This is a genomic window from Arthrobacter ipis, from assembly GCF_014694315.1.
In the GTDB taxonomy this organism is placed as follows: domain Bacteria; phylum Actinomycetota; class Actinomycetes; order Actinomycetales; family Micrococcaceae; genus Arthrobacter; species Arthrobacter ipis.
Genome location: NZ_JAAOXD010000007.1, coordinates 414301 through 440231 on the forward strand (window position 1 = coordinate 414301; position 25931 = coordinate 440231).

At 65.3% G+C, this 25931-nt stretch carries 26 protein-coding genes; 14 read left to right on the plus strand and 12 right to left on the minus strand.

The genetic code is table 11. The features are described 5' to 3' along the window. Positions 1-5: 5 nt before the first annotated feature. Both G9E11_RS16895 and G9E11_RS16900 read right to left on the minus strand, forming a co-directional pair. On the minus strand, positions 6-761 hold the full coding sequence (locus tag G9E11_RS16895) for a cyclase family protein (RefSeq protein WP_190607806.1): 756 nt from the start codon (positions 759-761) through the stop codon (positions 6-8). Then, entirely contained in the window at positions 758-1207 is a 450-nt protein-coding gene (locus G9E11_RS16900; RefSeq protein ID WP_190607809.1) for a hypothetical protein, read from the minus strand. Before G9E11_RS16900 ends, G9E11_RS16895 begins: the two co-directional genes overlap by 4 nt. A 170-nt stretch (positions 1208-1377) precedes the next feature. Between G9E11_RS16900 and mmuM the strand changes: the two genes are divergently transcribed. Then, positions 1378-2337 (plus strand): homocysteine S-methyltransferase, encoded by a 960-nt coding sequence (gene mmuM / locus G9E11_RS16905; protein ID WP_190607811.1) that lies wholly within the window; start codon positions 1378-1380, stop codon positions 2335-2337. A gap of 133 nt (positions 2338-2470) precedes the next feature. Here mmuM and G9E11_RS16910 read toward each other — a convergent pair whose 3' ends face one another. After that, a complete protein-coding gene (locus G9E11_RS16910) occupies positions 2471-3145 on the minus strand; it encodes a potassium channel family protein (protein ID WP_246468999.1) in 675 nt (224 codons plus the stop codon). On the opposite strand from G9E11_RS16910, the gene G9E11_RS21235 reads away from it, so the two are divergent. The 3 genes from G9E11_RS21235 (at position 3144) to G9E11_RS16920 (ending at position 5042) form a co-directional block, all read left to right on the plus strand. Further along, positions 3144-3281, plus strand: a complete 138-nt coding sequence (locus tag G9E11_RS21235; RefSeq protein ID WP_246469000.1) for a hypothetical protein — start codon at positions 3144-3146, stop codon at positions 3279-3281. The genes G9E11_RS16910 and G9E11_RS21235 overlap by 2 nt on opposite strands. Positions 3282-3580: 299 nt before the next feature. After that, the gene (locus G9E11_RS16915; protein ID WP_246469031.1) at positions 3581-4186 is read left to right on the plus strand and encodes a DUF1326 domain-containing protein; all 606 of its coding nucleotides are present in this window, start codon (positions 3581-3583) and stop codon (positions 4184-4186) included. 67 nt (positions 4187-4253) lie between these two features. Then, positions 4254-5042 carry a DUF2182 domain-containing protein gene (locus tag G9E11_RS16920; protein WP_311764398.1) on the plus strand — a complete coding sequence of 263 codons (789 nt, stop codon included), beginning with the start codon at positions 4254-4256 and terminating at the stop codon, positions 5040-5042. Positions 5043-5099: 57 nt separating this feature from the next. Here the strand turns inward: G9E11_RS16920 and G9E11_RS16925 are convergent, their stop codons facing one another. Together G9E11_RS16925 and G9E11_RS16930 are read right to left on the minus strand one after the other, a co-directional pair. Beyond that, positions 5100-7967, minus strand: a complete 2868-nt coding sequence (locus tag G9E11_RS16925; RefSeq protein ID WP_190607817.1) for an FAD-binding and (Fe-S)-binding domain-containing protein — start codon at positions 7965-7967, stop codon at positions 5100-5102. Further along, the gene (locus G9E11_RS16930; protein ID WP_190607819.1) at positions 7967-9721 is read right to left on the minus strand and encodes an L-lactate permease; all 1755 of its coding nucleotides are present in this window, start codon (positions 9719-9721) and stop codon (positions 7967-7969) included. The genes G9E11_RS16925 and G9E11_RS16930 overlap by 1 nt, the downstream gene beginning before the upstream one ends. Before the next feature lie 147 nt (positions 9722-9868). Here G9E11_RS16930 and G9E11_RS16935 point away from each other — a divergent pair, with 147 nt between their 5' ends. Continuing rightward, the gene (locus G9E11_RS16935; protein ID WP_190607821.1) at positions 9869-10555 is read left to right on the plus strand and encodes a GntR family transcriptional regulator; all 687 of its coding nucleotides are present in this window, start codon (positions 9869-9871) and stop codon (positions 10553-10555) included. A 57-nt stretch (positions 10556-10612) separates the two neighbouring features. On the opposite strand, the gene G9E11_RS16940 is transcribed toward G9E11_RS16935, so the two are convergent. Continuing rightward, positions 10613-11695, minus strand: a complete 1083-nt coding sequence (locus G9E11_RS16940; protein WP_190607823.1) for a hypothetical protein — start codon at positions 11693-11695, stop codon at positions 10613-10615. Between the two features lie 124 nt (positions 11696-11819). Then, positions 11820-13067, minus strand: coding sequence for a S8 family serine peptidase (locus G9E11_RS16945; RefSeq protein WP_190607825.1), 1248 nt, complete (start codon positions 13065-13067; stop codon positions 11820-11822). Between the two features lie 369 nt (positions 13068-13436). Between G9E11_RS16945 and G9E11_RS16950 the strand changes: the two genes are divergently transcribed. Next, positions 13437-13757 carry a GYD domain-containing protein gene (locus G9E11_RS16950; RefSeq protein ID WP_190607827.1) on the plus strand — a complete coding sequence of 107 codons (321 nt, stop codon included), beginning with the start codon at positions 13437-13439 and terminating at the stop codon, positions 13755-13757. A gap of 112 nt (positions 13758-13869) precedes the next feature. Here G9E11_RS16950 and G9E11_RS16955 read toward each other — a convergent pair whose 3' ends face one another. Further along, entirely contained in the window at positions 13870-14343 is a 474-nt protein-coding gene (locus tag G9E11_RS16955) for a DUF4383 domain-containing protein (RefSeq protein WP_190607829.1), read from the minus strand. Positions 14344-14507: 164 nt separating this feature from the next. After that, positions 14508-15305, minus strand: a complete 798-nt coding sequence (locus G9E11_RS16960) for a FadR/GntR family transcriptional regulator (protein WP_190607831.1) — start codon at positions 15303-15305, stop codon at positions 14508-14510. 96 nt (positions 15306-15401) lie between these two features. On the opposite strand from G9E11_RS16960, the gene G9E11_RS16965 reads away from it, so the two are divergent. From G9E11_RS16965 to G9E11_RS16975, 3 genes are read left to right on the plus strand one after another with little or no spacing between them, the layout of a single operon-like run. Next, positions 15402-16280: a carbon-nitrogen hydrolase family protein gene (locus tag G9E11_RS16965; RefSeq protein WP_190607833.1), complete on the plus strand. Its 879-nt coding sequence runs from the start codon at positions 15402-15404 to the stop codon at positions 16278-16280. A 4-nt stretch (positions 16281-16284) separates the two neighbouring features. After that, positions 16285-17640 carry an APC family permease gene (locus tag G9E11_RS16970; RefSeq protein WP_190607836.1) on the plus strand — a complete coding sequence of 452 codons (1356 nt, stop codon included), beginning with the start codon at positions 16285-16287 and terminating at the stop codon, positions 17638-17640. 54 nt (positions 17641-17694) lie between these two features. Beyond that, entirely contained in the window at positions 17695-18477 is a 783-nt protein-coding gene (locus tag G9E11_RS16975) for a carbon-nitrogen hydrolase family protein (RefSeq protein ID WP_190607837.1), read from the plus strand. Positions 18478-18489: 12 nt separating this feature from the next. On the opposite strand, the gene G9E11_RS16980 is transcribed toward G9E11_RS16975, so the two are convergent. Next, positions 18490-19305: a slipin family protein gene (locus G9E11_RS16980; protein WP_190607840.1), complete on the minus strand. Its 816-nt coding sequence runs from the start codon at positions 19303-19305 to the stop codon at positions 18490-18492. A 109-nt stretch (positions 19306-19414) separates the two neighbouring features. Here G9E11_RS16980 and G9E11_RS16985 point away from each other — a divergent pair, with 109 nt between their 5' ends. Further along, positions 19415-19807 (plus strand): hypothetical protein, encoded by a 393-nt coding sequence (locus G9E11_RS16985; RefSeq protein ID WP_190607842.1) that lies wholly within the window; start codon positions 19415-19417, stop codon positions 19805-19807. 58 nt (positions 19808-19865) lie between these two features. Here the strand turns inward: G9E11_RS16985 and G9E11_RS16990 are convergent, their stop codons facing one another. Beyond that, a complete protein-coding gene (locus tag G9E11_RS16990) occupies positions 19866-20090 on the minus strand; it encodes a hypothetical protein (RefSeq protein ID WP_190607845.1) in 225 nt (74 codons plus the stop codon). An 820-nt stretch (positions 20091-20910) separates the two neighbouring features. Here G9E11_RS16990 and G9E11_RS16995 point away from each other — a divergent pair. From G9E11_RS16995 to G9E11_RS17005, 3 genes are all read left to right on the plus strand, one after another. Beyond that, positions 20911-21573: a DUF4352 domain-containing protein gene (locus G9E11_RS16995; protein WP_190607847.1), complete on the plus strand. Its 663-nt coding sequence runs from the start codon at positions 20911-20913 to the stop codon at positions 21571-21573. An 874-nt stretch (positions 21574-22447) separates the two neighbouring features. Beyond that, positions 22448-22813, plus strand: coding sequence for a hypothetical protein (locus G9E11_RS17000; RefSeq protein ID WP_190607850.1), 366 nt, complete (start codon positions 22448-22450; stop codon positions 22811-22813). An 87-nt stretch (positions 22814-22900) separates the two neighbouring features. Further along, positions 22901-24289, plus strand: coding sequence for an MFS transporter (locus G9E11_RS17005; RefSeq protein WP_190607852.1), 1389 nt, complete (start codon positions 22901-22903; stop codon positions 24287-24289). 43 nt (positions 24290-24332) lie between these two features. Here G9E11_RS17005 and G9E11_RS17010 read toward each other — a convergent pair whose 3' ends face one another. After that, positions 24333-24656, minus strand: coding sequence for a hypothetical protein (locus G9E11_RS17010; protein ID WP_190607855.1), 324 nt, complete (start codon positions 24654-24656; stop codon positions 24333-24335). 253 nt (positions 24657-24909) lie between these two features. On the opposite strand from G9E11_RS17010, the gene G9E11_RS17015 reads away from it, so the two are divergent. Then, positions 24910-25740, plus strand: coding sequence for a protein NO VEIN domain-containing protein (locus tag G9E11_RS17015; RefSeq protein WP_246469001.1), 831 nt, complete (start codon positions 24910-24912; stop codon positions 25738-25740). The last annotated feature ends 191 nt before the right edge of the window (positions 25741-25931 follow it).

The following is a 25931-nucleotide window of genomic DNA, read 5'->3' on the forward strand; positions in this document are numbered from 1 at the left end:
GCGTCCTAGTGGATGGCGAAGACCCGGGCAGGAAAACCGCTGCCGCCCAGTGGCTTGGGCCAGCTGGCGATGAGGGCTGCGCCCGCTTCTGGAAGTCCGTCCAGGTTCGCCATCAGCTCGATCTGCCACCGGTTCTGCGCCAGGATGTAGGACTCCAGGGCGAAGTCCTGGCGGGATGTGGCCAACCCGGGGTCTGTGTCCGTCTGCTCATGGCCGATAGCGGTCACCGACCGTTCCTCAACCAGGAAGGAGAGGACTTCCTGCGACCAGCCGGGTGTGTGGCTGACGCCGTCATCGTCCCTGTTTGCCATGGCGCCAGCGTCGGGCCAGCGGCTGCTCCACCCTGTCCGCAATGCCACGAAGGCCCCGGCTGGGATGGCCCCGTTGCGGTGTTCCCAGGCTTGGACGTCCTCCATCGTGGGAGTGGCGTCCGCATTTGCCATGACGCGTTCGGAGATGTCGAGGACAGCCAGTGGAAGGACCATCTCCTCCACGGGAATCTGGTCCAGGGTCCGTCCCCCGGGGGTGAAATGCGAGGGAGGATCAACGTGTGTTCCCCATTGTCCGATGATCGAGTAGCGGTGAGCGGTGAAACCGTCACCCTTCGCCAGATCAAATACGGCCTCCCTGACTTCGTCGGGGAATGCCGGGAAGCGCGGCTGGCCGGGATGGAAGGCGTGCGTCAGGTCAGTGAATGACCTGCCGGCAAGCAGCGTCTGCAGGCCGTCCCACAGCGTGGCGGTTGCGGTGACTTCAGTCATGATGCCTCGGGGCTTTCAGCGAGCGCCGGAAGGACGGTGTTGGAGACGCCGATAGGCCCTGTCAGTTCGATGACGGGCACCTCCCAAGGGTGGATATCCACGATGTGCTGGAGGAAGCGTTCCACGGCAGCGTCGTCGAGCGCTGCATCGAAATACGTCGTGAGGACAAGGGTGGGCGAAATCGTCTGCTGGCCCACCTGCCCCAACGTGGGTTTGGCACCTTCGGTGCAGGTGAAGCCTTCAAATCCTAGGCCGGATTCGAAGACATGCCTGTAGTTGCCGAAGTCCCCGAGGTCCGGGGATTCCGCCAGGGCCTGGAGGAGGGCCACGATGCCCGCCTCCTCCTTGAAGGCTTCTGCATTGCCGTTGGCGAGCCGCGAGAAGGTGTGCGTTGCTATGGGCCAGTGCACCCGCAGCTTGCGTACTGGTTTCATTTCAATCTTCAAGGGGAGCCTCCTGATCACAACGGGTATTTGAATGCCATGGTGACACGGGCTGGTGTTCATTACAAGCATCAAAAAATGCTTATTATGAACATAGCAACAGTGGATGATGCGTCCCGGCGCCTCGTCTTCCCGGCCGGCAACGACGAACCGAACCGCTTGGAGCCCAAAGAATGCCCAGTAACACCACGCTCTCCCGCATGCTTGATGCCGGAGCAAACCTGACCCTGGACGGCGCACTTGCCACCGAGCTTGAAGCGCACGGCTGCAGCCTGGACGACCCCCTGTGGTCGGCGAAAGTCCTCCTGGAGCAGCCGCAGCTCGTCAAGCGCGTCCACCGCGACTACTTCCGCGCCGGAGCCGCGGTCGCCACCACGGCCAGCTATCAGGCAACACCTCTTGGCTTTGCGCGGCGCGGCATCGGTGAGGAAGAGGCCCTGGAGCGGGTGGCCTTAAGTGTTCGCCTGGCCGACGAGGCGCGCCGCGAGCACCTGGCCGAAAACCCGGGTGCAGGCCCCCTGCTGATAGCGGGATCCGTCGGCCCCTACGGCGCCTACCTGGCTGATGGATCGGAATACCGGGGGGATTACGTCCTCAGCCGAAGCGAGTTTTTGGAGTTCCACCGGCCGCGAATTGCAGCCCTGGTGGAGGCCGGAGCGGACCTGCTTGCCTGTGAGACGCTGCCGTCCTTGCAGGAGGCCGAGGCGCTGGTGGCGCTCATGGAAGAGTTCGACGTCGAAGGCTGGCTCTCCTTCACGCTGCGGGACGGCCGGCACATCAGCGACGGTACGCCGCTGGAGCAGGTGGCAAAGCTCAGCGGGGCGCAGCCGCTCGTTGTGGCCATTGGCGTGAACTGTGTGCCGCTGGAGCTGGTCGCCCCGGGCCTGAGCGCTCTGGGCAAAGCCACGGACACGCCCCTGATCGCGTATCCAAATTCCGGCGAAAGCTATGACGCCATCACCAAAACGTGGGGACCGGCCGCGGCCGTTGCAGAACTGGGCTGTAAACAGGCCGCAAGTCTTGCGGAAGGAACCGCCGTCTGGCGTGAACTTGGCGCCCGGCTCGTTGGCGGATGCTGCCGAACCACCCCGGAGGACATTGCCGCCGTGGCCAGCCTGACCGGAAATCCCTAACGGACCGCGGTGCGCCGCAGTTGTCAGGCGAGGAGGGTCCCCACCGTGTTGCGCAAGGTGGAGGCGACAAGCGTGTCGTCGAGCTCGGCCACGTTGTCGTAAGGGGCTCCCCGTTTTAAAGACCCCAGGTCCGCTAATCAGTAGTTGCTCCACCGGACCGGCGGTGCCTGTGGTGCGTGGAATAGTGTTCGAACACCTCCGAGGACGTCGTCCCTGCATGCCCGAACCTGCCGCGGAGAACCTTGGCGAGATCGTCCAGTGCTGCCTCAAGCATCCGGCCGGCAAACTGAAGATCGGGGTGGCCGCTGTCCTGGGCTTCGGAGGCAAGTTCTTCCGCGTAGGTGACAATTGCCGGCAGGGAGCCTCTCGGTTCGACTTCGTGGAAATAGTACGTTTCGTGGAAGGCAAGCAAGTCGATGCTGACGGCGGCGACGCTGCCGGCCAACGCCTCGAGCAGGCCAGCGGCGTGGCTGGGACCCATGGAGAAATGGTCGCCGGGACTTGCCGCCTCCCTGAACAAGTTCAGTTGGTGGGCAAGGGCACGACGGCGGTTCAGGGCAGGGTACATCTGAAGAATCCAGGAGACCGTGGCTGTCAGCAGACCGAAGCCTGTTACCGCCTCGGAGGCGGACACCAGCCGGAGCAGGGGATGGCCTGCCACGACTTCCCCGAACCCGACTGTGGACAGCGTGACCATGGAGAGGTAGACAGCCTCGAGGAAATCTGCCTGTCGGGGGATCCCGTCACCGTAAATGAAGCCCTCCGGCAGGTGCGGCAGGTAGAGCAGCGCCCATCCCAGGACAGCCATGGCTGCCCAAGCGAAGATGACCGCAGCCATTGCCACAGGAGCCGCGATCGAAGAGGCCCCTCCCCTGGACAGCCTGGTGAGCTGCCAGCAACCGCGCATGATTGTCCTGCACACCGGACCGGATCCGAGCGGGTAAAGGAGTGTGTAAAAGACGTCGACGAGCATCAGCAGAATCAGCCCAGCTCCCAACACAGTCCACAAGACGTCCCAGAAGTCCATGCCTCATCGTAGGATGCCGCCACCACGGCATTCTGAACCGCCAAACGACCAGTGGCTTCAGGCGTAGGGATTCCTTATTGACAGGCCACCGGCCCCGAGTAGTGTCAGCGATAACAGGACCTTTTCGCCCTGATCCCCCAGTAGTTTCGGCGCCGTGCCTTCGCGGCTTCTGCCTGGCACTGGCGCCACCAAGGAGAGTCTTCAATGTCGTGGGAAATGTCCGGTACATATGTTGCAAACTGCAACTGCCAGCTGATTTGTCCCTGCCCGGTGGACAGCACGCCCACGGGGCCGAACGGGGAATGCCGCGGCTCGGCGGTCTTCCATATTGCCAGCGGGCGGCTCGATGACACCGATCTTTCGGGCGTCGACTTCGCCTTCTGCAACTTCTTTCCGTCCAACCTGACCTCGGGAAACTGGAAGGTCGGCGTCGTTCTGGATGAGGGCGTCTCAGACGGCCAGGCCCAGGCCGTGGAACGCATCCTCCACGGCGACGAGGGCGGCCCGTTCGCCGACTTCGCCGCCCTCTACGGCGAGTGGCTCGGCGTCGAACGCGGGAGCATCAGCTTCTCTGACGGGGAGACGCCGTCAGCCTCCGTGGCGGGCCATATCAATCTGGGGTTCGAGCCTCTTCCCGGTCCAGGCGGGGGAGCCACCACCGTGAAGAACGCGATGTTCGGCTTCGCACCAGAGTTCCGGATCGGCAAGGGCTCGGGCGGCTCAGACCTCTTCGGCATCGATTATCAAGCGGTATACGGCGAGACGGCGGACTTCACCTTCGCCAGTGAGATGGCCGAAGGTGGACCCAAGGGTCGCGCCTGAGCCCCGGCCGCAAAGACCTCGGAGGCCCCTGATCCCGGGACCGGGCGCGCAGGCTGGAGCCCGCGCCGTGAGTCCCGGGACAGGTCTGCCTGGACTTGGACTCCGCAGGATCGATGCGCGGGATGCCGGGCTGATTGCCGTCCTGCTCATCCTGGCGGCGGCGGGTTGGGTGTTCACCGCCGGCCGGATGGGCGGGATGGACATGGGAGGCTGGACGGACCCCGGACCGCTGGACTTCTTCCTCAGCACCTGGGTGGTGATGCTGGCCGCCATGATGTTTCCCTCCGTGGCGCCCATGGTGACGGCGTACACGAAGATCAGCCGCCGCCGCCGGGAAACCGGGCGGTACGCACCGCGCGGTTCCACCACGCTGTTCGTGGCCGGGTACCTCATCTCCTGGACGCTGTTCGGACTGGTTGCGTACGCGCTCTACCAAGGTGTCATGCAGCTCGTCCCCGCGGCGTTCGCAGCGGAGGCCGGCGGGCGGTACGCCGCGGCCGGCGTGATCCTGGCGGCAGCGGTGTACCAGCTGACACCGGCCAAGAACGTCTGCCTGACCAAGTGCCGAACGCCGCTGGACTTCTTACTGCACAGGATGCGGCCGGGGCTCGGCGGGGCACTGCGCATGGGAATGGAGCACGGCTCCTGGTGCGTCGGATGCTGCTGGGCGCTGATGGTGGCGCTGTTTGCGCTGGGCGTGATGAGCGTCGGGTGGATGGCGCTGGTGGGCGCCCTCATCGCTGTGGAGAAGATGCTGCCGTGGAAGCGGCTGGCCAACCGGTCGGTGTCGGCGGCGCTGGCGCTGATCGCGGTGGGGATTATGCTGGCACCCGCGGCGCCGGGCATGACCATGTAAGGCCTGCCCCTGACGGACGGCGCCGCACGGAGCCGGCACCAGTCCCCGCACGGGACGTCAGCTCCGGGTCACCTCCTCCAGCAGTTCCAGGACGTGCCTGTAGTCCTTGCCGGTGGCCCGCGTCATGCCCAGCTCGCAGGTTCGGTTGCACGAGGCGTGCGCAGATGCCCCCATCTCCGCGACTTCCCTGCCTTGCTTCGCGGTGGCGGAGGCCGTGAGCTCGGGATGCAGCATGCCGCGGTCCCCGGCGAAAGCGCAGCAGCCCCAGTTGTCCGGAACCTCCACCCGCTCGGCCACAGCCTGGGCAACGGCGTTCAGCGAACTGTTGATGTCCATGCGGGTGGAGGAACACGTCGGGTGTAACGCCAGGGAATCGAGCTTCACGTGGTCCGGGAGCTTGGGAAGGATGTGCTCGGCGGCGAAGTCCACGGCATCCACGATCCGCAGCTCACGCTGCCCGGGCCGGGGAGTGTCGGTTTCCACCGCCTGACGCAGGCCTTCCGTGCACGAGGAAGCGTCGCAGATGATCGGGAGTTCGCCGTCGCCGGTGGCCTGCCGCAGTGCCGCCAAGGTTTTCTCCCGCATGGTGGCCTGACCGGAGACCATGCCCTTGGAGGACCAGGGAGTGCCGCAGCACAGCCCGTCGATGCCGTCCGGCACCAGGAGCGTCACCCCTGCGCGCTCGCAGAGCTGTTCGAAGCCGTACTGGACGCCGCGACCCGCGTCCGCGCCGCCATCAGCGCCGCCGGCACCGGCACCGCCGCCGGAGGAATCAGGCCCGGCCGGCCCGAACATCGTCCCCACGCACGCCGGGAAGTAGACAGCGTCCGGTGCGCCGTCCGGCGTCGGCCGCTTCCGCGTGGAACCGCCGCCCGGCAGCTCAGCCGAGTACAGCGGAACGGTGTCGGTCCCGAGGACCGCGCGGGCTGCCTTGTTGGGCGGAACAACCGCCGCCGCCGGAAGCTTGTTCACCACCGTTAGCGCCAGGGATGCCCCGAGCGTGACTCCGCCCCAGTGCTTCGCCGCGGCGTTCCACACACCGTTTTCCACGGGGCCGGCCTCCGAACGCCGGATGCGCTTCACCAGCAGGCCGGTGTTGATCCCCACCGGACACGCTGTCTGGCACATGCCGTCCACCGCGCAGGTCTGCACCGATTCGTAGTCGTAGTCCTTCTCGAGCTGCCTCACTAGCGAGGAGTCTCCCGCCAGCCGTGCCGACTCGATGGCCCGCAGCGTGACAATGCGCTGGCGCGGTGTCAGGGTCAGGTCCTTGCTGGGGCACACCGGTTCGCAGTAGCCGCAGGAGACGCAGCGGTCCACTTCCTCGGCCACCGGCGGCGCCGTCTTGATATGCCGGAGGTGCGCTTGCGGGTCGTCGTCCATCAGCACGCCGGGATTGAGCATTCCCGAAGGGTCGAACAGCTGCTTGATCCGGCGCATCACCCCATACAGTTCATCGCCGTACTGCCGCCGTACATACGGAGCCATGACCCGGCCCGTGCCATGTTCGGCCTTGAGCGAGCCGCCTTCACCCAGGACCAGGTCCACCATGTCCTCGGTGAACGAGCTGTAGCGGTCCAGCTCCTGCTGCGTGGTGAAGCCGTCCGTGAGCATGAAGTGGACGTTGCCGTCCTTCGCGTGGCCGAAAATGACGCTGTTCGAGTAGCTGTACTTGTCGAACAGCCCCACCAGTTCGCGGCAGGTACGGCCCAACACGGGGACCGGAACCACGATGTCCTCCAGCAGGGCGGTGGTTCCCTGCGGGCGGGCTCCGGCCACCGAGGCGTAGAGGCCCTTGCGCAGGTGCCACAGCTGGGCGCGGGCGGAGGCGTCGCCGGTGAACTGCGCGGGGACGGCCAAGCCCAGGCCAGTGAGCGTGCGCTCGCCGCGTTGCTGCAGCGCAGCCAGCTCCTCGGCCTGTTCGGCCGAGTATTCCACCAGCAAAGCCGCGTGGTCCCGGACCGCAAGGTCCTGTACGACGGCGGGAGTCCCCTTGAGCGTCTGGCCCACCTTGAGTGAGAGGGCATCCATGAGCTCCACCGTGGCAGCCCCGGATTCCACCAGCGCGGGCAGGGCTTCGTTGGCTGCCTTCAGGTCCGGGAACACCAGGAGTCCGGTGGACGCGTGGGTCAGGCGCGGGATGGTCCGGAACACCGCCTCGGCCACGAAGCCCAGCGTGCCCTCGCTGCCGACAATCAGGTGGGCCATCATCTCCGCGAGGGAGTCGTAGTCCAGCAGGGAGTTCAGGCCGTAACCCATGGTGTTCTTCATCGAGAACTGCTGCCGGATCCTCCTGACCGACTCTTTGTTGCCGCGCACCCGCTTGGCCAGGTCCGCCAGGCCCGCGTGCAGCTCCGGTTCCAGGGTGCGGAGTTTCTGGTCCGCATCCGGCGCACCCGTATCGATCACGGTGCCTGAGGGCAGCACCACGGTGAGGGACTCGAGCGTACGGTAGGCATTGTCCACTGTGCCGCAGTTCATGCCGGACGAGTTGTTGGCCACCACACCGCCCACTGTGCAGGCGGATTCACTGGCAGGGTCAGGTCCGAACTTCCGTCCGTAGGGTGCCAGCCGGGCGTTTAGCGCGCGTACCGTGACGCCGGGCTGGACGCGGACCCGGGCGCCGCCGTCGAGCACCTCAACGTCCCGGAAGTTGCGGCGCACGTCCACCAGGACGCCGTCGGACACGGCCTGCCCGCTGAGGCTGGTGCCGCCGGAGCGGAACGTCAGCGGAACGCCCTGGGCGGCGCTGGCTTGGAGCAGGCGGCCCACCTCGTTCGCGTTCCCCGCCGTCACCACGGCCTGCGGAATGAGCAGGAAATGGGAGGCGTCATGGGCATTGGCGTGGAGGTCGATCGGCCGGGTTTTCACCCGGGCGGGATCGGCCACGGCGTCGCGGAGTCCGGCAAGTTGCAGTGTTGTCATCAGGGAACCATCCAGCCGAGTACGGGGGTGGACTGCAGGAGGATCAGGACGGTGATGAGGGCCAGCAGACCAACGCTCCATCCGACCAGTTTACGGAACAGGGTCCCTTCGGAGCCGTCCAGTCCGACGGCGGCGGAGGCCACCGCGAGGTTCTGCAGCGAGAGCATCTTGCCCATGACGCCGGCGGAGGAGTTGGAGGCCGCCATCAGGACAGGGGAGAGGCCGGTCTGCTGGGCCGCGGTGGCCTGCATCTGGCCGAACAGGGAGTTGGAGGATGTGTCGGAACCCGTCAGCGCCACGCCGATCCAGCCGATCAGCGGGGAAAGCAACGCGAAGAAGCCGCCGGCGGATGCCAGCGCAAATCCCAGGGTGGTGGTCTGGCCGGACAGGTTCATCACGAAGGACAGCGCCAGCACGGAGGTCACGGTGACGATGGTCCAGCGGAGCTGGACGAGCGTCTCTCGGTAGATCCGCCAGCCCTGGCCGGCCTTGATCCGGTAGAGGACCATGGTGATCAGGCCGGAGAGCAGCAGCAATGTGCCGGTGGCCTTGAGGTGGTCGAGCTTGAACTTGGTGGCCGCCACAGGCTTGCCGGCAGAATCGGTGATGTCGAGGCCCGGCCAGTGGAACGTCACGGTGCCCACCTGGTTCAGCCAGGACTTGACCGCCGGGATCTGGGCGATGGAGAACACCGTGATGATGATCAAGTACGGGGCAATGGCCATCCAGATGTGGCGCGGTTCCGGCCGGGTGTTGTCGGTCGGCGCGGTGCTGCCGTCACTCGCGTTGCCGACGGCGGCGGGACCGGAGGCGACGGCAGGACCGGAAGTGCGGGAGAACGCCGTCGTGCTTTTCCGGGCGGCTACGGCGCCTTGGCGAACATTCGCTGGAACTGCTTCCTCGGAACCGGACTGCACGCCGCCCGCCATGCCGATGGTTTCCTTCGGCTTCCAGAAGCGCAGCATCACCAGGACCGCGGCCACCGTGACGACGGCGGCCACCACAGCGGTGAGCTCGACGGCGAGGTAGTTGGAGGTGACGAACTGGGACACGGCGAAGGCGGTGCCGGCCACCAAGGCCACGGGCCACGCCTGCTTCACGCCGCGGCGTCCGTCCACGATGAACACGAGGAGGAGCGGAACGATCAGTGCGATGAAGGGCGTCTGCCGCCCGGCCATGGAGGAGAGGTCGTGCAGCGGCAGGCCGGTGACACCGTTGAGGGCAATGATGGGGGCGGCCATGGCGCCGAAGGCGACCGGCGCGGTGTTGGCCAGCAGTGACACGACCGCGGATTTCAGCGGTTTCATGCCGGCGGCCATCAGCATGGCCGCGGAAATTGCCACCGGAGCGCCGAAGCCCGCCAGGGATTCCAGCAGGGCGCCAAAGCAGAACGCAATCAGGATCGAGAGGATCCGCAGGTCGTCGGAGATAGAGCGGATGGTGCGGCCCAGGGCCTCAAACCACGGGGTGGCGACGGTCAGTTTGTAGATCCACAGGGCGTTGGCCAGGATCCAGAGGATCGGGAAGAGTCCGTAGAAAATTCCGGCGGCAGTGGCGCTCAACGCCTGGCCGAGAGGCATCTGCCAGCCGATCACCGCCAGAAGGAGTGACACCAGCAGGCTGGCGATGGCCGCCTTGGGTGCCTTGACCCGGAAGACGCCCAGAAGAACAAAGAGCAGGACGAGCGGAAGCGCGGCGCAAAGGGCCGAGAGCAAGAGTGACCCGCCAAGGGGGTCGAGGATCTGCTGAAACATGAGATCTCCAGAATGTGTGAGGCGTCACTACTCCGTGGCGCCCTTCGATTGTCTAACAAGTACACAAGTCGGTCAAGACTACTTTCATTGCTTGTCTGGCAAGATGGATGAAGCCACCCGTAGAGCGACGTGTAGAAGCGGAGAGCCGTGAGCCGTGTTTCAGCTGTATCGATCGTGGAAGCGATCGCCTCGGACATCAGGTCCCGGGTCTTTTCGGGTGAGCTCCCGGCGCTGCATGCGCTGACCGAGACCGAGGTCGCTTCCTCCTATGACGTTGCCCGGCCCACGGCCAAGGCAGCAATCGAGAAGCTAGTGGCCGAGGGTTTGCTGGTCAGGGGCGTCCACAAGACCGCCCGCGTGGCCGACCTTGGCCCGGAATCGGTCCGCGACATCTACCAGGCGCGCGCCTATCTCGAGAGCGAGGTGCTCCGGCGGCTGGCGTCGGGCAAGGCCGTGCCCGAGGAAGCGGTGCGGGCCAACAATGACATCGCCGCCCTGAAGACCGGCGCGCCCCTTGATGTGGTGGAGCCGGATATGCGGTTCCACACGAGCCTGGTGGACGCCCTGGGCAACGAGCGCATCAGCAAGATGTACCTGTCGCTGGTGGGGGAGGTGCGCCTCTGCATGTCCCGGGTCCAGTCGCTGCACCTGCTGGACACAAACCTCATCCAAGCCGAGCACCAGAGGCTCCTCGAACTGATTGAGGCCGGGAGGGGCGATGACGCGGCGCAGCTCCTGGATGAACACCTGGGGCGGGCGAGGGAACGGCTGGTCGCAGCCATGGGCGGGGAAGCGGGTCCCGAAGCGGACCTGACATCCAAACTCACGGACTGAGCTGACGGACTGGGCGGCGCTCGCCGCCGGATGTCTCGCCATCAGGATGTCTCGCCGTCAGGATCTTTCGACGGCGGGACCGGTGGCGTCAGCGGCCCGCCGTCCTTGTCCCCACGAACTGAGCAGGGCGAGGCCCGCGGCTACCGCGGCGCTGAGCACCACCGCCCCCAGCCAGAGCGAGACCGGCCAGCGGATCGCGTCCGTCACCACGAACGCCACGAGCTGGCCCGTCCACAGCAGCGCCGCGATTCCGGCCGTGACCGCCGGCAGGCGCCGGCCTAGCCACAGGTCCGGCACACGGGTCAGCAGCAGGTCAGCGACGACGGCGGCCACCGTGGCTCCGGCTGCTCCGGCGATCGAGTACGGGCGCAGGCCGATCATCACCACGGGCAGCCAGGCCGCCACCAGCAGGGTGACGATTCCGCGGGCGGGGCGCCGGCTGGCGGAGAGCGTGAAGAGGAAGGGCGCGATGATCAGCGCGGTGGTCAGCAGGTAGCTCATCAGGGTAATGATCACCGGCATCTCCGCCTGGATGCGGCCGGGCGTGCCCACCGGCAGCGGGGTGAACACGGCCGTTGGCCCCGGCCGGACGAAGATGGAAGCGTAGACGAGGAAGAACGCTCCCAGCCCGGTCATGAGGACGACGGCGAACATCGCCGCCGGGGTCCACGTCAGGTCCCCGGGGTGGCTTGCTGCGCTGTGGCCGTCCGCCCGGGCGCTCCGCACGGCGGTGCCCAGGATGAGGAAGAGGCTGAAGCCGAGCAGCAGGTGGGTGGGGCTGACCAGGGCATCCAGCGAGACCTCGATGCCCAGCAGCTCGTGCCACAGCAGGTCCAGGCCGCCGGCAAGGCCGAAGAGGACCACGCCCACCGCGGTCCCGCGGTAGCCGGGCGGTGCGGCCTGCAGCAGAGGCTGCCCGGGCGTCCGGTTCCGCCAGATCACGACGGCGGTCCACGCCGCCGTCGCCAGCATGCCCGAGTACAGGGCCGCGTGCCAGGGCGTGAAGAACGTCTCGAGGCTGGGCAGATTAATGTGCGCCCAGCCATCCAGAAAGACGGCCAGCAGCAGCCACAGGCCGAGAAGTTCGGTGACGAGGTCGCGGCGGCTGTCGGTTCGGGTGTTGCGCGCAGTCTCGAGCACCGGTGCCCACCTCCACGGAGCCTCAGCTGACAGGAAGCCGTCAGGTGAGGGGATGGTACTGCCGCGCCCGGGGACTCACAGGGAAGAGCGTCCCAGGACAACTGCCCCGCCGGGGCGGAGAGCGCTACGGGGCGGTGACGGCCTCTAATGTGTCCACCCGGCCATGCGCCCAGTAGGTGCCCGTGCCAGCAACATCTTCGGCGCTGGATTCCACGTTTGCGCGGACTGAGGCATTCGTGGCGCCCGGGTGTGAGCTCCAGGCGAGGGCGGCAGTTGCGGCGACGATGGGTGAGGACATCGAGGTCCCGTTGCCCACGTCGTAACCGAAGGAGCGGTTGTTCTGTGTCCCGATCACAAACTTGTGGTTCGGGAACGTCGAGTAGACGTTGACCCCGGGTGCCGCGATGTCCACCCAGCTGGCCCCGTAGGTTGAGAAGTCTGCTTTGGCGTCCCTGTTGTCAGTGGCGGCGACGGCGATGACGTTGGGATATGCGCCCGGGTAGATCCTGGTCTGATTACCGCCGTTGCCTGCTGCGGCAACAAGCACCACGCCCTTGCTCCAGGCGTTGTTGACGGCGGTCTCGAGGGTCCGTGATGCCCGCACGCCGATGCTCATGTTGATCACCTTCGCGCCATTGCTGACGGCCCAGTTGATTCCGTTCGCAAGGCCGGAGCTGGATCCAACCCCGCTGTCGTTGAGGACCTTGCCGGCCAGGATTGTGCATCCCGGGCACACGCCGGCCACACCGGAGGTGTTGTGGGTGGCGGCGACAATGCCCGCCACGTGGGTCCCGTGGCCATAAATGTCTTCATTGCTTGTGGCACCGCTGAAGTTGGCGCGCAGGACGACCTTCGGGTTGATGTCCGTGTTGTCGGTTGCGACCCCCGAGTCGAGGACAGCTACCTTGATGCCGTTGCCGGTGGTGACCTTCCACGCTTCGACCGCGTCCACGTCGGCGTCGGGTTCGCCGGCGGGCACAGAGATGGTGCCGGCGGTGTTGGTAAACGACTGGCCGGTGTTCTGCAGGGCGTACTGGCGCGGAAAATACGTGTCGGCTGTCGTGGCAGTAACAAGCTCGTCCGCCTCGGCGTACTCGACCGCCAAGTTCCGGTTAAAGGCTTCAATGAGCTGGGATTCTTTGCCCGCAGGAACCTTGATCAGGTGAGCGCCCGTGCTTCCGACGTCGGATCCCTCGCTGAGGCCCTGCTGGCGCAGCAGGCCGGCCGCCGCGCCGTTGTCGCGGAACTTTACGATGATTTGCCCCGTGAATTGCGACGGCTCGGGGGCCGCGGCGTAGCCCGTGGATGCCACGCTGATGGCGCCGAGCCCCATAACTGCCGCTGTAATGCTGGCGATCATCATTTTTTTCATGGGGTTATTTTGCGCCAGCCTGCACCGGCTGGGTAGACCTGTCCGCAATGAGGACGAGGGGCCTCAAGTGTCCGCTCGCGCTGCCATTACAGGTACAGGCCAGGCAGTGCATCCACCATCTGCGGTGCTGCTGCTCCAGCCGCCAAAGCCGCAGCCCGTCTTTGCCTTTTCGGCTACCGCTGGCTCGGCCATCCGTGAGGGTCAGGCAACACTCCTTCCCCGGGTTTGCGCGGGCCGTTGTCAGTGCAGGGAGGAGGGCCTACGCTGTGCGCACAGCCCCATTTGGGGGACCGCTCCAGGACCCTCCGCCATGGGTGTCAGGCACGCCTCGGGTGCCCGCGTCCTGGATAGCAATGAACAGGAAAGACCATGACCAAGTACTTGTTTGAAGCCAATTACGTGGGCGACGGAATCAAGGGGCTCATGCGCGAAGGCGGCACCAAGCGGCGTGCCGCGCTGGAGGAGGCGCTCAAGTCCGTGGACGGATCGCTCGAGAGTTTCTACTACGCCTTCGGGGACACCGACGTCCTGGGTGTCTTCGACGTCCCGGACCCTGCCGGCGCCGCAGCCCTATCGCTGATGATCAATGCGTCGGGCAACGTGAACGTGCGCCTGAAGCCACTCCTGACGCCGGAAGAGCTTGATGAAGCGTCCAAGAAGACGCCGTCGTACCGGGCTCCCGGCCAGTAGGGCCCGACCCGCCCGCAATTTGCTGGAGTCATGACGGAGGCCGTCCCCGGAGCAGATTTCCCGCCCGGGGGACGGCCGCCGTCCTTGGTTTTTCCGTGTACGGTGGGTCGCGCTATGGGGTGGCGCTTCCCCTCGTCCGGTCCATCGCATCCCTGCCGAGCCAGAGGCCCAGACCGACCATGGCGAGGCCGAGGATCAGGTGCAGCCAGTTGTCGGCAGTGTTGAACGGGACAAAGTTGGCTCCCGTGTTCATGTCGATGACCAGGCCGTAGAGCCACAGAACTATGTACACAATGCCGCCGCCAAGCAGGAACAAGCGCGCCATCCGGTCTGTCCGGGCCATAGCAATGCCGGCGGCGCCGAACAGCAGATGGACGATGTTGTGCAGAATGGACACTTGGAACACGCCCAGCAGCATGGCGCCGGAGTCATGTCCGGCAAAGGTCATGGCGCCGTAGTTGGTGGTTATTCCGGGGATAAACCCGAGGACGCCGACCAGCAGGAAAACCGCACCAAGACCCATGGCGGTGTTGTGAAGGGACAACCCCATCGCGTGGTGGTGTGCGGGGTGTGAAGCGGTAGTCATTAGTCTCCCTTTCACGCGGGTTTCCGGCTCTTCAGATGGAGAACCGGCCGCGCGGCAGGAGTCGCAGGATTCCTGCCGACGCCCAAAGCCTACTCCTGAAAACCGCGTTCGTGCAGGGGATAAGCGCTTGCCCGAGCATTCCGGGTAGGGCCCGGCGAGGACCGTTACGCGGTGTCCTCCGCCAAGCCCATGAACATGCTCCGGTGCAGGATGTCCACGTGCTTCCGGGAGATCTCGACGGCGGTGTCCCCGTCTCCGGCGCGCAGCGCCGCCACCAGCGCCACGTGGTCGCCGTTGGACTTGTGCAACAGTTCGATGGGGTAGGGGATGAAGTAGGCGTAGAGCTCGGCCAGCGTCTCGTGATAAACCCCGACGGCGGTCCCCAGGCAGGACGCTGTGCCCACCAACTGGTGGAACTGCTCGTCCGCCTGGTGGTAGGCGGACCAGTCGCTGGACTCGGCCATCTCCCGTGTGAGCTGTTCCAGCTCGTCGAGCTGTTCGCCCGTTGCGTTGACGGCCGCGTAGTGGGTCACCGCGCATTCAAAGAGCAGCCGCCGGTCCACCAGCCGGTTCACGGCCTGCGACTCGGCCGGTGAAGCCGTCAGTTCGGCGAGCACCTCGCGGGGCGGCTCGTCCGCCACAAAGGTTCCGCCGGCCCGTCCGCGGCGGCGCACCACCACGCCCTGGTCCGCGAGGCTTGCGAGGGCGCGGCGGGCGGTGATGGGGCTGACCGACAGGCCCAGCGCTACGTCCTCCTGATCCGGCAGGCGCTCGCCGGGTTTCAGCAGCCCCAGGGAAATGGCCATGCCGATGCGCAGCCGCACGGCGTCGATGGCGCTCCGGCGGTCGATGCCGGCAAGCGCCCCGGCGCCGATGCGGGAAGCATCAGTGCGCGCGGCTCCCGGAGGCGAGGCGCTGCCGGAACCGATGGGGGAGGCACTGTCCTCCAACTGACGGGTCATATCGGCTACTTTACGGCCCATCGACTGCCCCTTCCCAATATTGGATCATTCTGATCTAATATTATCCGGATCACACCCCAACCCGGAGACAATCTCATGCCACGCATCCTTCCCCTCGTCGCAGCCCAGGCCCGGCCACGGCTCATCGGTGAACCCGTCTCGGCCTTCGCGGACGAGGTCGCGGCTGCCCTCAGGACCAAGCCGGACAGCACGGTCGTGGTCTTCCCGGAACTCCACCTGTTCGGCGACGGCACCCCGGACCGGCAGCGCACCGAAGCGCTGCAGGAGTCCGCCGAACCGCTCGACGGGCCGAGAATCAAAGAGCTCAAAGAGCTCGCCGCGGACCTAGGCATCTGGCTGGTTCCGGGCAGCGTCTGCGAGCGCGGCCCGGAAGGCCAGCTGTTCAACACACAGCTGGTCCTTTCGCCGCAAGGGGAGCTGGCCGGCTACTACCGGAAGATCTTCCCGTGGCGCCCGTTCGAGCCCTACGATCCCGGCGACCGGTTCACCACCGTGGATCTGGCCGGGATCGGCAGGGTGGGCCTGAACATCTGCTACGACGCCTGGTATCCGGAGGTCTCCCGCCAGCTCGCGTGGATGGGGGCCGAGGTGATCCTCAACGTCGTCAAGACCACCACCCCGGACCGGCGGCAGGAGCTGGTGCTGGCCAAGGCAAACGCCATCGTGAACCAGGTGTTCGTGGTTAGCGTCAACTGCGCCGGCCCCACCGGCCAGGGAAAAAGCATCATCGTCGACCCCGAGGGCAACACCATCACCGAAGCCGGGGACGAGGCACCGGTGCTGCTGGCAGCGGACCTGGACCTGGCCGCCGTCGGGCACGTCCGCACCCACGGGACGGAGAACCTCAACCGGCCCTGGTCCCAGTTCCGGGACGGCGAGGCCGCCGTCGAACTGCCCGTTTACCAGGGCCGGATCAATCCGCTGACCTGGACACCTCCGTCCTTCAATGCTTAAGGAAATGCACGTGACAACAACCCTGACCCGCACGCTGAAGCTGCCGTCGCTGGTGCTGTTCGGCCTGGCGTACCTGACCCCGCTGATTGTCCTGGCCATCTTCGGCCTGATCGCCGAGACCACGGGCGGGGCGGCGCCGTCGGCGTACCTCGTGGCGATGGTGGCCATGCTGTTCACGGCCCACAGCTACGGCCGGATGGCGGTGGCCTACCCGGTGGCCGGCTCCGCGTACACGTACGTGCGCCGGTCCATCGATCCCCGCGTGGGCTTCCTGGTGGGCTGGGCCATCCTGCTGGACTACCTGTTCCTGCCCATGGTGATCTGGCTGATCGGCGCCTCCTACCTGAGCGCGCAGTTCCCGGGAGTCCCCATGTGGCTGTGGATTGTCGGGTTCATCCTCATCACCACGGTCCTGAACATCCTGGGCATCAAGGTGGCGGACAAGGCCAACTACGTGCTGATGGCGTTCCAGCTGCTGGTGATCGTGTTCTTCGTGGTGCTGGCCATCGGCAACGTGGTGTCCGCCTCCGGCCCCGGCGGCCTGGCCAGCACGGAGCCGTTCTTCAACGGAACCTCCAGCTTCGCCACCATCTCCGCCGGCGCGGCCATCGCGGCATACTCGTTCCTGGGGTTCGACGCCGTCACCACCCTCACCGAGGAAACCGTGGACCCGCGCCGGAACGTGCCGCGCGCCATCATGCTCATCGCGCTGATCGGCGGCGGCATCTTCGTGGCCGTCTCCTACATCACGCAGCTGGTGCACCCGGGCGGCGTGTTCGAGGACTCCGCGTCCGCGGCCAGCGCCATCGCGCTGCAGATCGGCGGGCAGGTGTTCGGAGCGGTGTTCCTCGCCGGGTTGGTGGTGGCGCAGTTCGCCTCCGGGCTCGCCGCGCAGGCCAGCGCCTCCCGCCTGATCTACGCCATGGGCCGCGACTCGGTCCTGCCGAAGGCCATCTTCGGCCGGCTCAGCGCGAAGTACCACACGCCGGTGGTGAACCTGGTGATCACCGGCATCGTCGGGCTGATCGCGATCTTCCTGGACGTGGCGACGTCGACGTCGTTCATCAACTTCGGTGCCTTCACCGCCTTCACCCTGGTGAACGTGTCCGTGGTTTTCCACTATGTGCGCCGGCGCCGTGCGGGGGAGCAGCTAAATGCCGTCTCCTACGTGGCGGTTCCGGCGGTGGGCGCCATCGTTTGCGCCTACCTGCTCTCCCAGCTGGACAGCAACGCCATTACGCTGGGACTGTCGTGGCTGGCGCTCGGCATCGTGGTCCTGGCGCTGATCACCCGGGGCTTCCGGGCTGCACCGCCGGAAATGACGACGACGGAGAAGGCCACCGTGGAGGCCGCCGCCTAGGGCGGAGGTGCTTCGGGTTCTGTACTGGATGCTCCTGCGATGGAAGGAACTGGCGTGAGGATTGCCCTGGGGCAGCTGGAGTCCGGTACGGACATCGGGGCGAACCTGGCCGCCATCGACCGGTTCGCCGCGGCGGCCGCGGCCGACGGCGCCACGCTGGTGGCCTTCCCCGAGTACGCCACGTACGAGAAGAAGATCGTGGACGCCTCGTTCCCGGCGGTGGCCGAGCCGCTGGACGGCCCCGTCTGCCGGGAACTTGCGGCCACCGCGGCCCGCCACGGCATCACGCTGGTGGCGGGCGTGGTGGAAGCGTCCGATGAGGAGGGCCGGGCATACAACACCCTGGTGGCGTTCGGGCCTTCTGGTGCACGGCTGGCCGTGTACCGGAAGATCCACCTGTTCGACGCGCAGGGCTTCGGGGAATCGACGTACATCAAGCCGGGCCCGTCCACGGAGCCTGTGGTGTTCGAGTCCGGGGGAGCGGCGTTCGGCCTGATGACCTGTTACGATCTACGGTTCCCGGAACTGGCCAGGTCGCTGGCCGACGCCGGCGCGCAGGTGCTGCTGGTCTGCTCGTCCTGGGTGCCGGGGAGCCACAAGACGGAGCAATGGCTGGCGCTCAATGCGGCTCGGGCCATCGAGAACAGCGTCTACGTGGCAGGCGTCTGCCAGGCCCCGCCGGTGTCTGTTGGCCGCAGCATCCTGGTGGATCCGATGGGGTACGTCGAGGCGGACCTTGGTCTGGAACCGGGCGTCCGGGCGGTGGAGCTTTCTCTGTCTACCGTGGCGCGGGTGAAGGAGCAGTTCCCGATGTTCCGGCAGCGGCGGCTGGGGTAGCGCGGACGGCAGTTATGCCGCTTTCACGGGTGTCTTGCCGCTGGATGATGCCGCGGCCTGGTTTTCGCGGGCCAGGAACGCCGAGAGTTCACCGATGGTGCTCATCAGCGGGGCGGGGAAGACGACTGTGGTGTTCTTGTCGACGCCGATTTCCACCAGGGACTGCAGGTTCCTTAGCTGCAGGGCCAGCGGGTGGGCCATCATGGTGTCGGAGGCGTCTCCGAGGGCCGCTGCGGCGATGGCTTCGCCTTCGGCGGCGATGATCTTCGCCCTCTTTTCGCGTTCGGCTTCAGCCTGGCGGGCCATGGCACGCTTCATGCTTTCGGGCAGTTGGATGTCCTTGAGCTCCACCAAGGTGACCTCGACGCCCCATTCGACGGTGAGCACGTCGAGGATTTCGCGGATGTCCACGTTGATCCGTTCGGTCTCGGACAGGGTCTGGTCAAGGGTGTGCCGGCCGACAACTTTCCGCAGGGTCGTCTGGGCGATCTGGTCGATGGCCGCGGCCACGTTTTCGATCGCGACGACGGACTTCACCGCGTCGACCACCCGGTAGTAGGCGACCGCTGAGACGTCGACGCTCACGTTGTCCTGGGTGATGATGCCCTGGGACTGGATGGGCATGGTCACGATCCGCAGGCTCACCAGCGGCAGCCGGTCGACGACCGGGATGATCAGCCGCAGGCCGGGGTCCCTGACTCCGATGACCCTGCCGAGCCGGAACAGCACGCCCTTCTCATATTGGCGCACGATGCGGATCGACATTTTCGCAACGATGAGCAGCAGTACGACGAGGACGATGACAACGATAGTGGTGGTGGGGTCCATCAGGATCCCCTCCTGGTCTTCTGAGCGGGACGTGCCGGTGCCGGGTCCGGCGCCGTGACAGGTGTCCCTGCCCTATTTTCCCATCAAATGGTGAAAAAGAGGCTCTTGGGTGCCGGCTGACGATCGCCGGCTCGTGCACAGCCTCTTCAAAGGGCTTTTTGTCGTTGCCTTCATGTTCGTGGGCAACGATCAATCAATGGGGCTTTGGAGAAGGGCCGTTGCGCCCGGAATAGCAGCTTTGGCAGTCATTTTCCTGAGCGGGGCCAGCGCGTCCGGCATTGACCAGATGGCAAACGCCAAAATTCATAGTCCGACATCGGCCACCGTGTCCGCCGTTGTGGCTGATGGTCAAACCTCGCTGCATCACTTGGTCCTGCGCGGTCTTGCCAAGGGGGCGCTTCCCGGTGGCTATCCTTACGATGAACCCCGGGACGAAAGGTCTGACGAGTACTATCAGGAGACCCTGCACCAGCACCGATCGTCGGTGAGCCCTGCGGAGTAGGGAATGTCCGGTTGAAGCAGGCTTCTCCGCCGCTCACATCCTCACTAACGCAAACTCACTAATGCAGAATGGCGCTGATCTCTGCCCTGACCAGCCGCTCGGCCATTTGGCCAAGGTCCAGGTTCAGGACGGCTTTGAGGGCGCGTGCCATGTTGGGGGCTGCGGCAAGGAATTCGGCCAGGCCCGGATCGGATTCCAACTCCCGCCCGAGGTTGTCCCTAACCTCATCAGCAGTCCAATGGCTGCCGGTATGCTGACTGGTGAGTACCGTCTTAGCATTCATGGCCCTGTCCTTCCCCGTGCCCTGAGCTTTAGCTTTGATATAAGCGACTATGCCGGGCAGGGCTCAAGAACCGGTCAAGCAACGGGCCAGTTTTGTGCAGGATTTGTTCAGATTTTCATGCGGGCGCGGTGCAGTGGAGCGAAGGGCGATAGAACCGCTCTTAAGCTTTCCCACGAGGTCCGTCTTCACTAAAGCCTTCTGCGGATGGCGATGGCTGTGAGGTCATCAGCCGAACGCGTTCAACGCGCAGGGTTCGGGGGAGTCGACGTACATCAAGCCGGGACCGTTCACAGAGCCTGTGGTGTTCGAGGCCGGGGAGCGCGGCTCGGGCTGATGACCTGCTACGACCTGCGGTTCCCGGAGCTGGCCCGGTCCTGGCTGACGCCGGTGCGCAGGTTCTGCTGGTCTGCTCGTCATGGGTGCCGGGTACGCACAAGACGGAGCAGTGGCTTGCGCTGAACGCGGCGCTGGCGATCGAGAACCGCGTGTAAGTGGCCGGTACGTGCCAGGCCCCGCCGGTCTCGGTGGGGCGGAGCCTGCTGGTGGATCCGATGGGGTACGTCGAGGCCGACCTTGGGTTGGAGCCCGGGGTGCGGGCGGTGGAGGTTTCTATGTCAACGGTGGCGCGGGTGCGGCTTCCTATGTTCCGGCAGCGGCGGCTGGGGTAGGGCGACTCCTTCTTGCCAGCTTCTTCTCTGGCTTTGCGCTAGGTTCGCTGGGCGCCGCGTTGGGCAGTGGATTGGAGGGGCGAAACTGAGCGTGCAGTTTGCCCGGTTCAGGAGGGCGAGCGGGACAGAAGGCTTCGCGGCATTCTTGCCTCTTGGATGCATATATCCTGTTCAAATCACTCAAGATTTATTCGAATGGGGATTCATTGAAAGCCAATCTCATCGGCGCTGCCGCGCTGCTGACACTCTTGCTTAGCGGTTGCGCCGGGGCTCCGCAGAGTTCGCCGACCGCTCCTTCGGTCGAGCCGGCAACTGCCACTGCCACACCGACTGCAACTCCCTCGCCGACTGATGCCAAGTCGCCGCGGGGCAATTTGATCAAGGTGCCGGGGCAGGCAGCTTCCGTGACTGACAACGGTGAGACTGTCGCTAGTTTCGTCGTTAAGTCGATAAAGCTTGACCCAAAGTGCACCTCATCCTCGGCCATGAAACCCAAGAATGGGCATTTTCTGGTCTTGGACGTGGCAATGGAAACGACGCCCGCACTGGCCAAGTCAGTCAACCCGGAGTTCGGCATCTCCTCCTCGTACGCCTGGAAAGCCATTGCGGCCAATGGAACAACGTTCAACGGAGACCTGGGAACGTTTGAAGCAGTCATGTGCATGAACGACGCGGAGCGGTTCCCATCGACACTGGGTCCTGCTGAAAAGGCTACCGGGAAGATTGTGCTGGATGTCCCGACGACCACGGGGGTCGTCGTTCATAAGCAGGGGTTTATGTCCGCGGGGTGGGAGTGGAGCTACCCAGCCAAGTAGGAACCCACTGTGAGGACTGCCGTCACCCTTCCGGATGGCGGCAGTCCTCATTCGCTTGCCAGCGGCTGAAGGTAAGGCCTTTTAGGTCCCTTACTTGCAGCAGCCCCGCTGCTTCCTCACAGTCTTTTCACATGCGTACGCGCGGGAGACCGTTGCCGCGAGCAGCTTTCCCCGCAGCGAAAAATAGACCCGGCACACACAGCGGCCGCATGTCAGGCCTCTGTAGGACATCTCGCCGAACTCCTCGGTGGTGGCCCTCGCCTTGGTACTGCGCGGGGGCTCCGCCTCCACCTACCACTGGCAGCGAAGGGAAGTCGTGGAGCCGTACGCGTTTGCCGGTTAGTGGGGCTAATTGAAGTTCAGAATTGCTCTTCCCTCGCGCGACCGTTCCTATTGATACGGTTTCCGAGCTCTGGACGGCGGCGAGGAGGTGAAGGAGAAACTAGAGTGCGTGACGCCTAGCAATCCCAGCTTTTGTGAAGATAGGTGCAGAGGAATATCAGCTGATAACGGGAGCACGAAAATGACAAAGCGATTTAATCCTCCGCCTAACTGGCCAGTACCGCCACTGGGCTGGACTCCGCCCGCCGGTTGGCAGCCGGACCCTTCGTGGGGCCCAGCACCAAAAGGGTGGCAGTTCTGGATCGAGGAGACTCGATATGAAAATAACAACCCCGGTCACAGGCCGATTCCGGTAACGCAATTTGCCGGGGCGCCGCCTGCCGCTCTGCGAAGAAGGCGAATGCGCCCCGTGTGGTTGGTCCTGCTGGTGTTCGTGATTGTATTTTTCGTAGGGTGTACGGCGCTTGTTTTCAATTCGACTTCGTCCTCGGGCCCTTCTTCGGCAGGCGGTTCTCCTGCTTCGAAGGAGAAAGTGGAGGCCGCTAAGGAAATGACACAGCGAGAACTGGCCCTACTTGTCAAGAATCCCTATAGCTACAAGGGAAAAATCATCGTCTTGTACGCCACAATTACACAATTCGATTCCGCTACAGGACCATGCACCTTCCGAGCCGACATCGCCCACGCCAAACAGAAGGAGAGATGGGACTACGACGACAACTCCGTGTTCACGGGCGGCGATGGAGTTTCAGATTGCCCGGATCTCGGCGGATTTGTAGATGGTGATGTAGTTCAAATTACTGCAACATCTCTAGGGTCGATAAGTTACGACACCCAGATTGGTGGCCGAACAACAGTCCCGTCTTTTCACGTGGAGAAAATTGCGGCCGTCAAGTAGAGATTAGATAGAGGTGCACCTCGTCGAGGCCGCGTTTGATGCGGAGTCGAGTCGCTGGGGAGGCGCTTTTTGCGGAAGACTGTTGCCGTGAGCAACTCTCCCCGCACCGGCCAGCAAACCAGCCGGCGCACCGGTCTCGCCGTGGCCGGCCTCAGCCTGGGCACGTCGTTGAACCCGCTGAACTCGTCGATGATCGCTGTGGCCCTGGTGGTGCTGCGCGAGGACTTCCGGCTCGACGTCGCCACGGTCACCTGGGTGATCACGGCCTTCTACATCACCTCGGCTGCGGGGCAGCCGCTGATGGGCAGGCTTGCCGACCGCTTCGGGCCACGGAAACTTTTCATGCTCGGCATGGCGCTGGTGGCGGTGTCCTGCGCGCTGGCGCCCTTCTCGCCCAACTTTGTGTTCGTCTGCGTCGCCCGCGCGCTCATGGCGCTGGGGACGGCGACGGCGTACCCGAGCGCCGTCGTCATGGTCGGCACCCTGGCCAGGATGGCCGACACGACGTCAACCAGACCCCTCGGGCGCATCCAGATGGCCAACACCTCCGGGGCTGCCGTGGGACCGGTGGTCGGCGGGCTGCTGGTGAGCCTGGTCGGCTGGCAGGCGCTGTTCCTGATCAACGTGCCGCTGGCGCTGGCCGCGCTGCTCATCGTGCGGAAGGCCGCACCACCGGACGAGCGCAGGGAACAGGGAAAAATCGCCACCCTGCTGCGCGATTCCGACATCCCCGGCATCCTCGCGTTCACGGGGGGCATGGTGCTGCTGCTCATGGGCCTGCTGAATGCACTGCCCGGTTTCCGCTGGTGGCTGCTGGGCGGAGCCATGCTGCTGGCGGTGCTGTTCGCCTGGCGCGAGCTGCGCTTCGACCGTCCGTTTCTGGACTTGCGGCTGCTCGGCAGGAACCGTCCGCTGCTGCTGGTGTACCTGGGCTTCACGGTGTTCAGCGGCGTCTACTACTTCGCGTTCTTCGGGCTGCCTCAGCTGCTGCAGGAAGCCGCCGGCTACAATCCCGGCGTGGTGGGAGTGCTGATGCTGCCGCTGGCGGCGATGTCCGTGGTCGTCACGCCGCTCGCCGTCCGCGCGATCGACAGGTTCGGTGTGCGGCGGGTGCTGATTGCCGGCGTCGTCCTCCTGACCGTGGCGGCAGCGGCGCTGTGGCTGCTGACGGCGTCGTTCTTCGTCCCGCTGGTGCTGGTGCTGACCGCCCTGATGGGCGTGCCGTACGGGTCGGTCAGCATCGCCTCCAACCAGGGGCTGTACCTGTCGGCCGCGCCAGAGGAGCGGGGGGTGGCCGCCGGGATTTTCCAGACCTGCCGGTATGTCGGCGCCATCAGCGCCACGGTGATGATCGGCATCTTCTACGGCACCGGCGTCACCCAGGAGAACTGGGGCCGGATGGTGCTGGTGATGCTGGGCCTCTGCGTGGTGACGTTCGTGGTGTCGCTGCTGTGGCGGGAGCGGAAGCCAGCGTAGGCTAACGACGGCGGCAATCGCCGCCCGTGGGCACGTCGCCGGTCTACTGCGAGGCGCGCCGGATGCGGGCCAGCCGCACCAGCCAGCTGAACGCCAAGACGAAGACAACCTCGATCAGCACCATCAGCCCGAGCATCAGCCACTTCCCCTGACTGATGAACACGATGGCGCCGGTAAGGACCAGGACGGTTCCCAGAGCCAGCGCGTACACGGCGAACCCTAGGGCTACCCTCGCGCTGCGCACCCCGGTGCGGAAGCCAAAGCCCCAAGGCTGTCCGCCGGGCAGTCCTTCGACGCGGTCGGGCCCGGCAGCGGGGAGCCGTTCGAACTCCTGCCACAGGTCCTCGTCGTGATCCCGGTCGGTCATGGTTCCATTATCCCGCGCTTGGGTCACGTGGGGACCGGTTCAGCACCGACGGCTCCCGGCTCCCTGACGGAGCCGCGGGCAGCGGCCGTCATAGGGGGACCAAGAACCGAGTGTCGCCGCCGATGTTAGGAATCCGGCGACGTCGGCCGACGCCCATAGCGCTCTCTCCGGTAAACCTCAGAGTTTGCTGTGAGCTAAGCCGACACAACCGCTACCGTGCGCGGCGCGTCGCATGACTCGGCGATACTCAAGCATGGTTATCCACATCAAGCTCAGTAATCGAACGATCGCGGACAGCGATGATCCGCTTGGACGTGATTGGTACGGCTACGACCGGGATGCTACGCCTGAGGAGCTCTGGGCACACAACCGGGGCGACTATTCCCTGAGCGCAGAGAGAATCGCCCTTCACCGCTGGGCAGCACTGAACTATCAAGGCCAGGTCGTGCTGGTCGCGGAACTCCACGATCCGAATCACGAGGTACTGACACTCAGTACGGGGAGGACAAAGAAGGCTCTCAGGGGCCACGTCCTGCCCGACGGACATCCCGTCCACGAGGCCCTGATCGGAACGCGGGTCGAATACCCGCGCGGCAGCAGGAACGCTATTTGGTACAGCTCGGACCGTGAGACTGCCGGCATCGTGGATGCGGACTCAGCTAAAGCGCCGGATCAGCCCGACGCGCAGGGGCAGGGACTGCAGATGGACTCCGAAAAGCGCAAAGCGCTTGAAGACGCTGCACAGGACCGCCTGATGCACTACTACCGAGACCTCGGCTGGACCGTCAGAGACGCCCGGCACAATCGTCCCTACGACGCCGTAGCAGACAGGGGTGGGGAACGGATCTATCTTGAGGCGAAGGGTACGCAGAGCAGGGGCGAGTCCGTCATCGTGACCCGGAATGAGGTCGACCATGCCCGACAGTATCCGGGACGCTGCTGGATGGGGGTATGGTCCGGAATGCGGTTAAAGGACGGGATAGTCGACCCCGATGCGGGAGCCTTCACAGTTCTCCCCTTCGATCCAGACAAAGGCCACCTCCGCCCCCGCGACTTCGACTGGACCCTTCCCGACGCAACATGACGACGGCGGCGCCGCTGCCGTAAGGCTCCCTTCCCTGCACCCCTTAAGGCGAGCCGTTTCACTGTGTCGTTGCTTACGTTGCCTTCAAAGTTCAGGAAACTCCCGGGCAACCGTGTCACCCTTAAGGGTGCACCGCCGATGGGTCGGACACCCATGCGGAGGATCACATGACCTTCGACGCAGACCTGGCT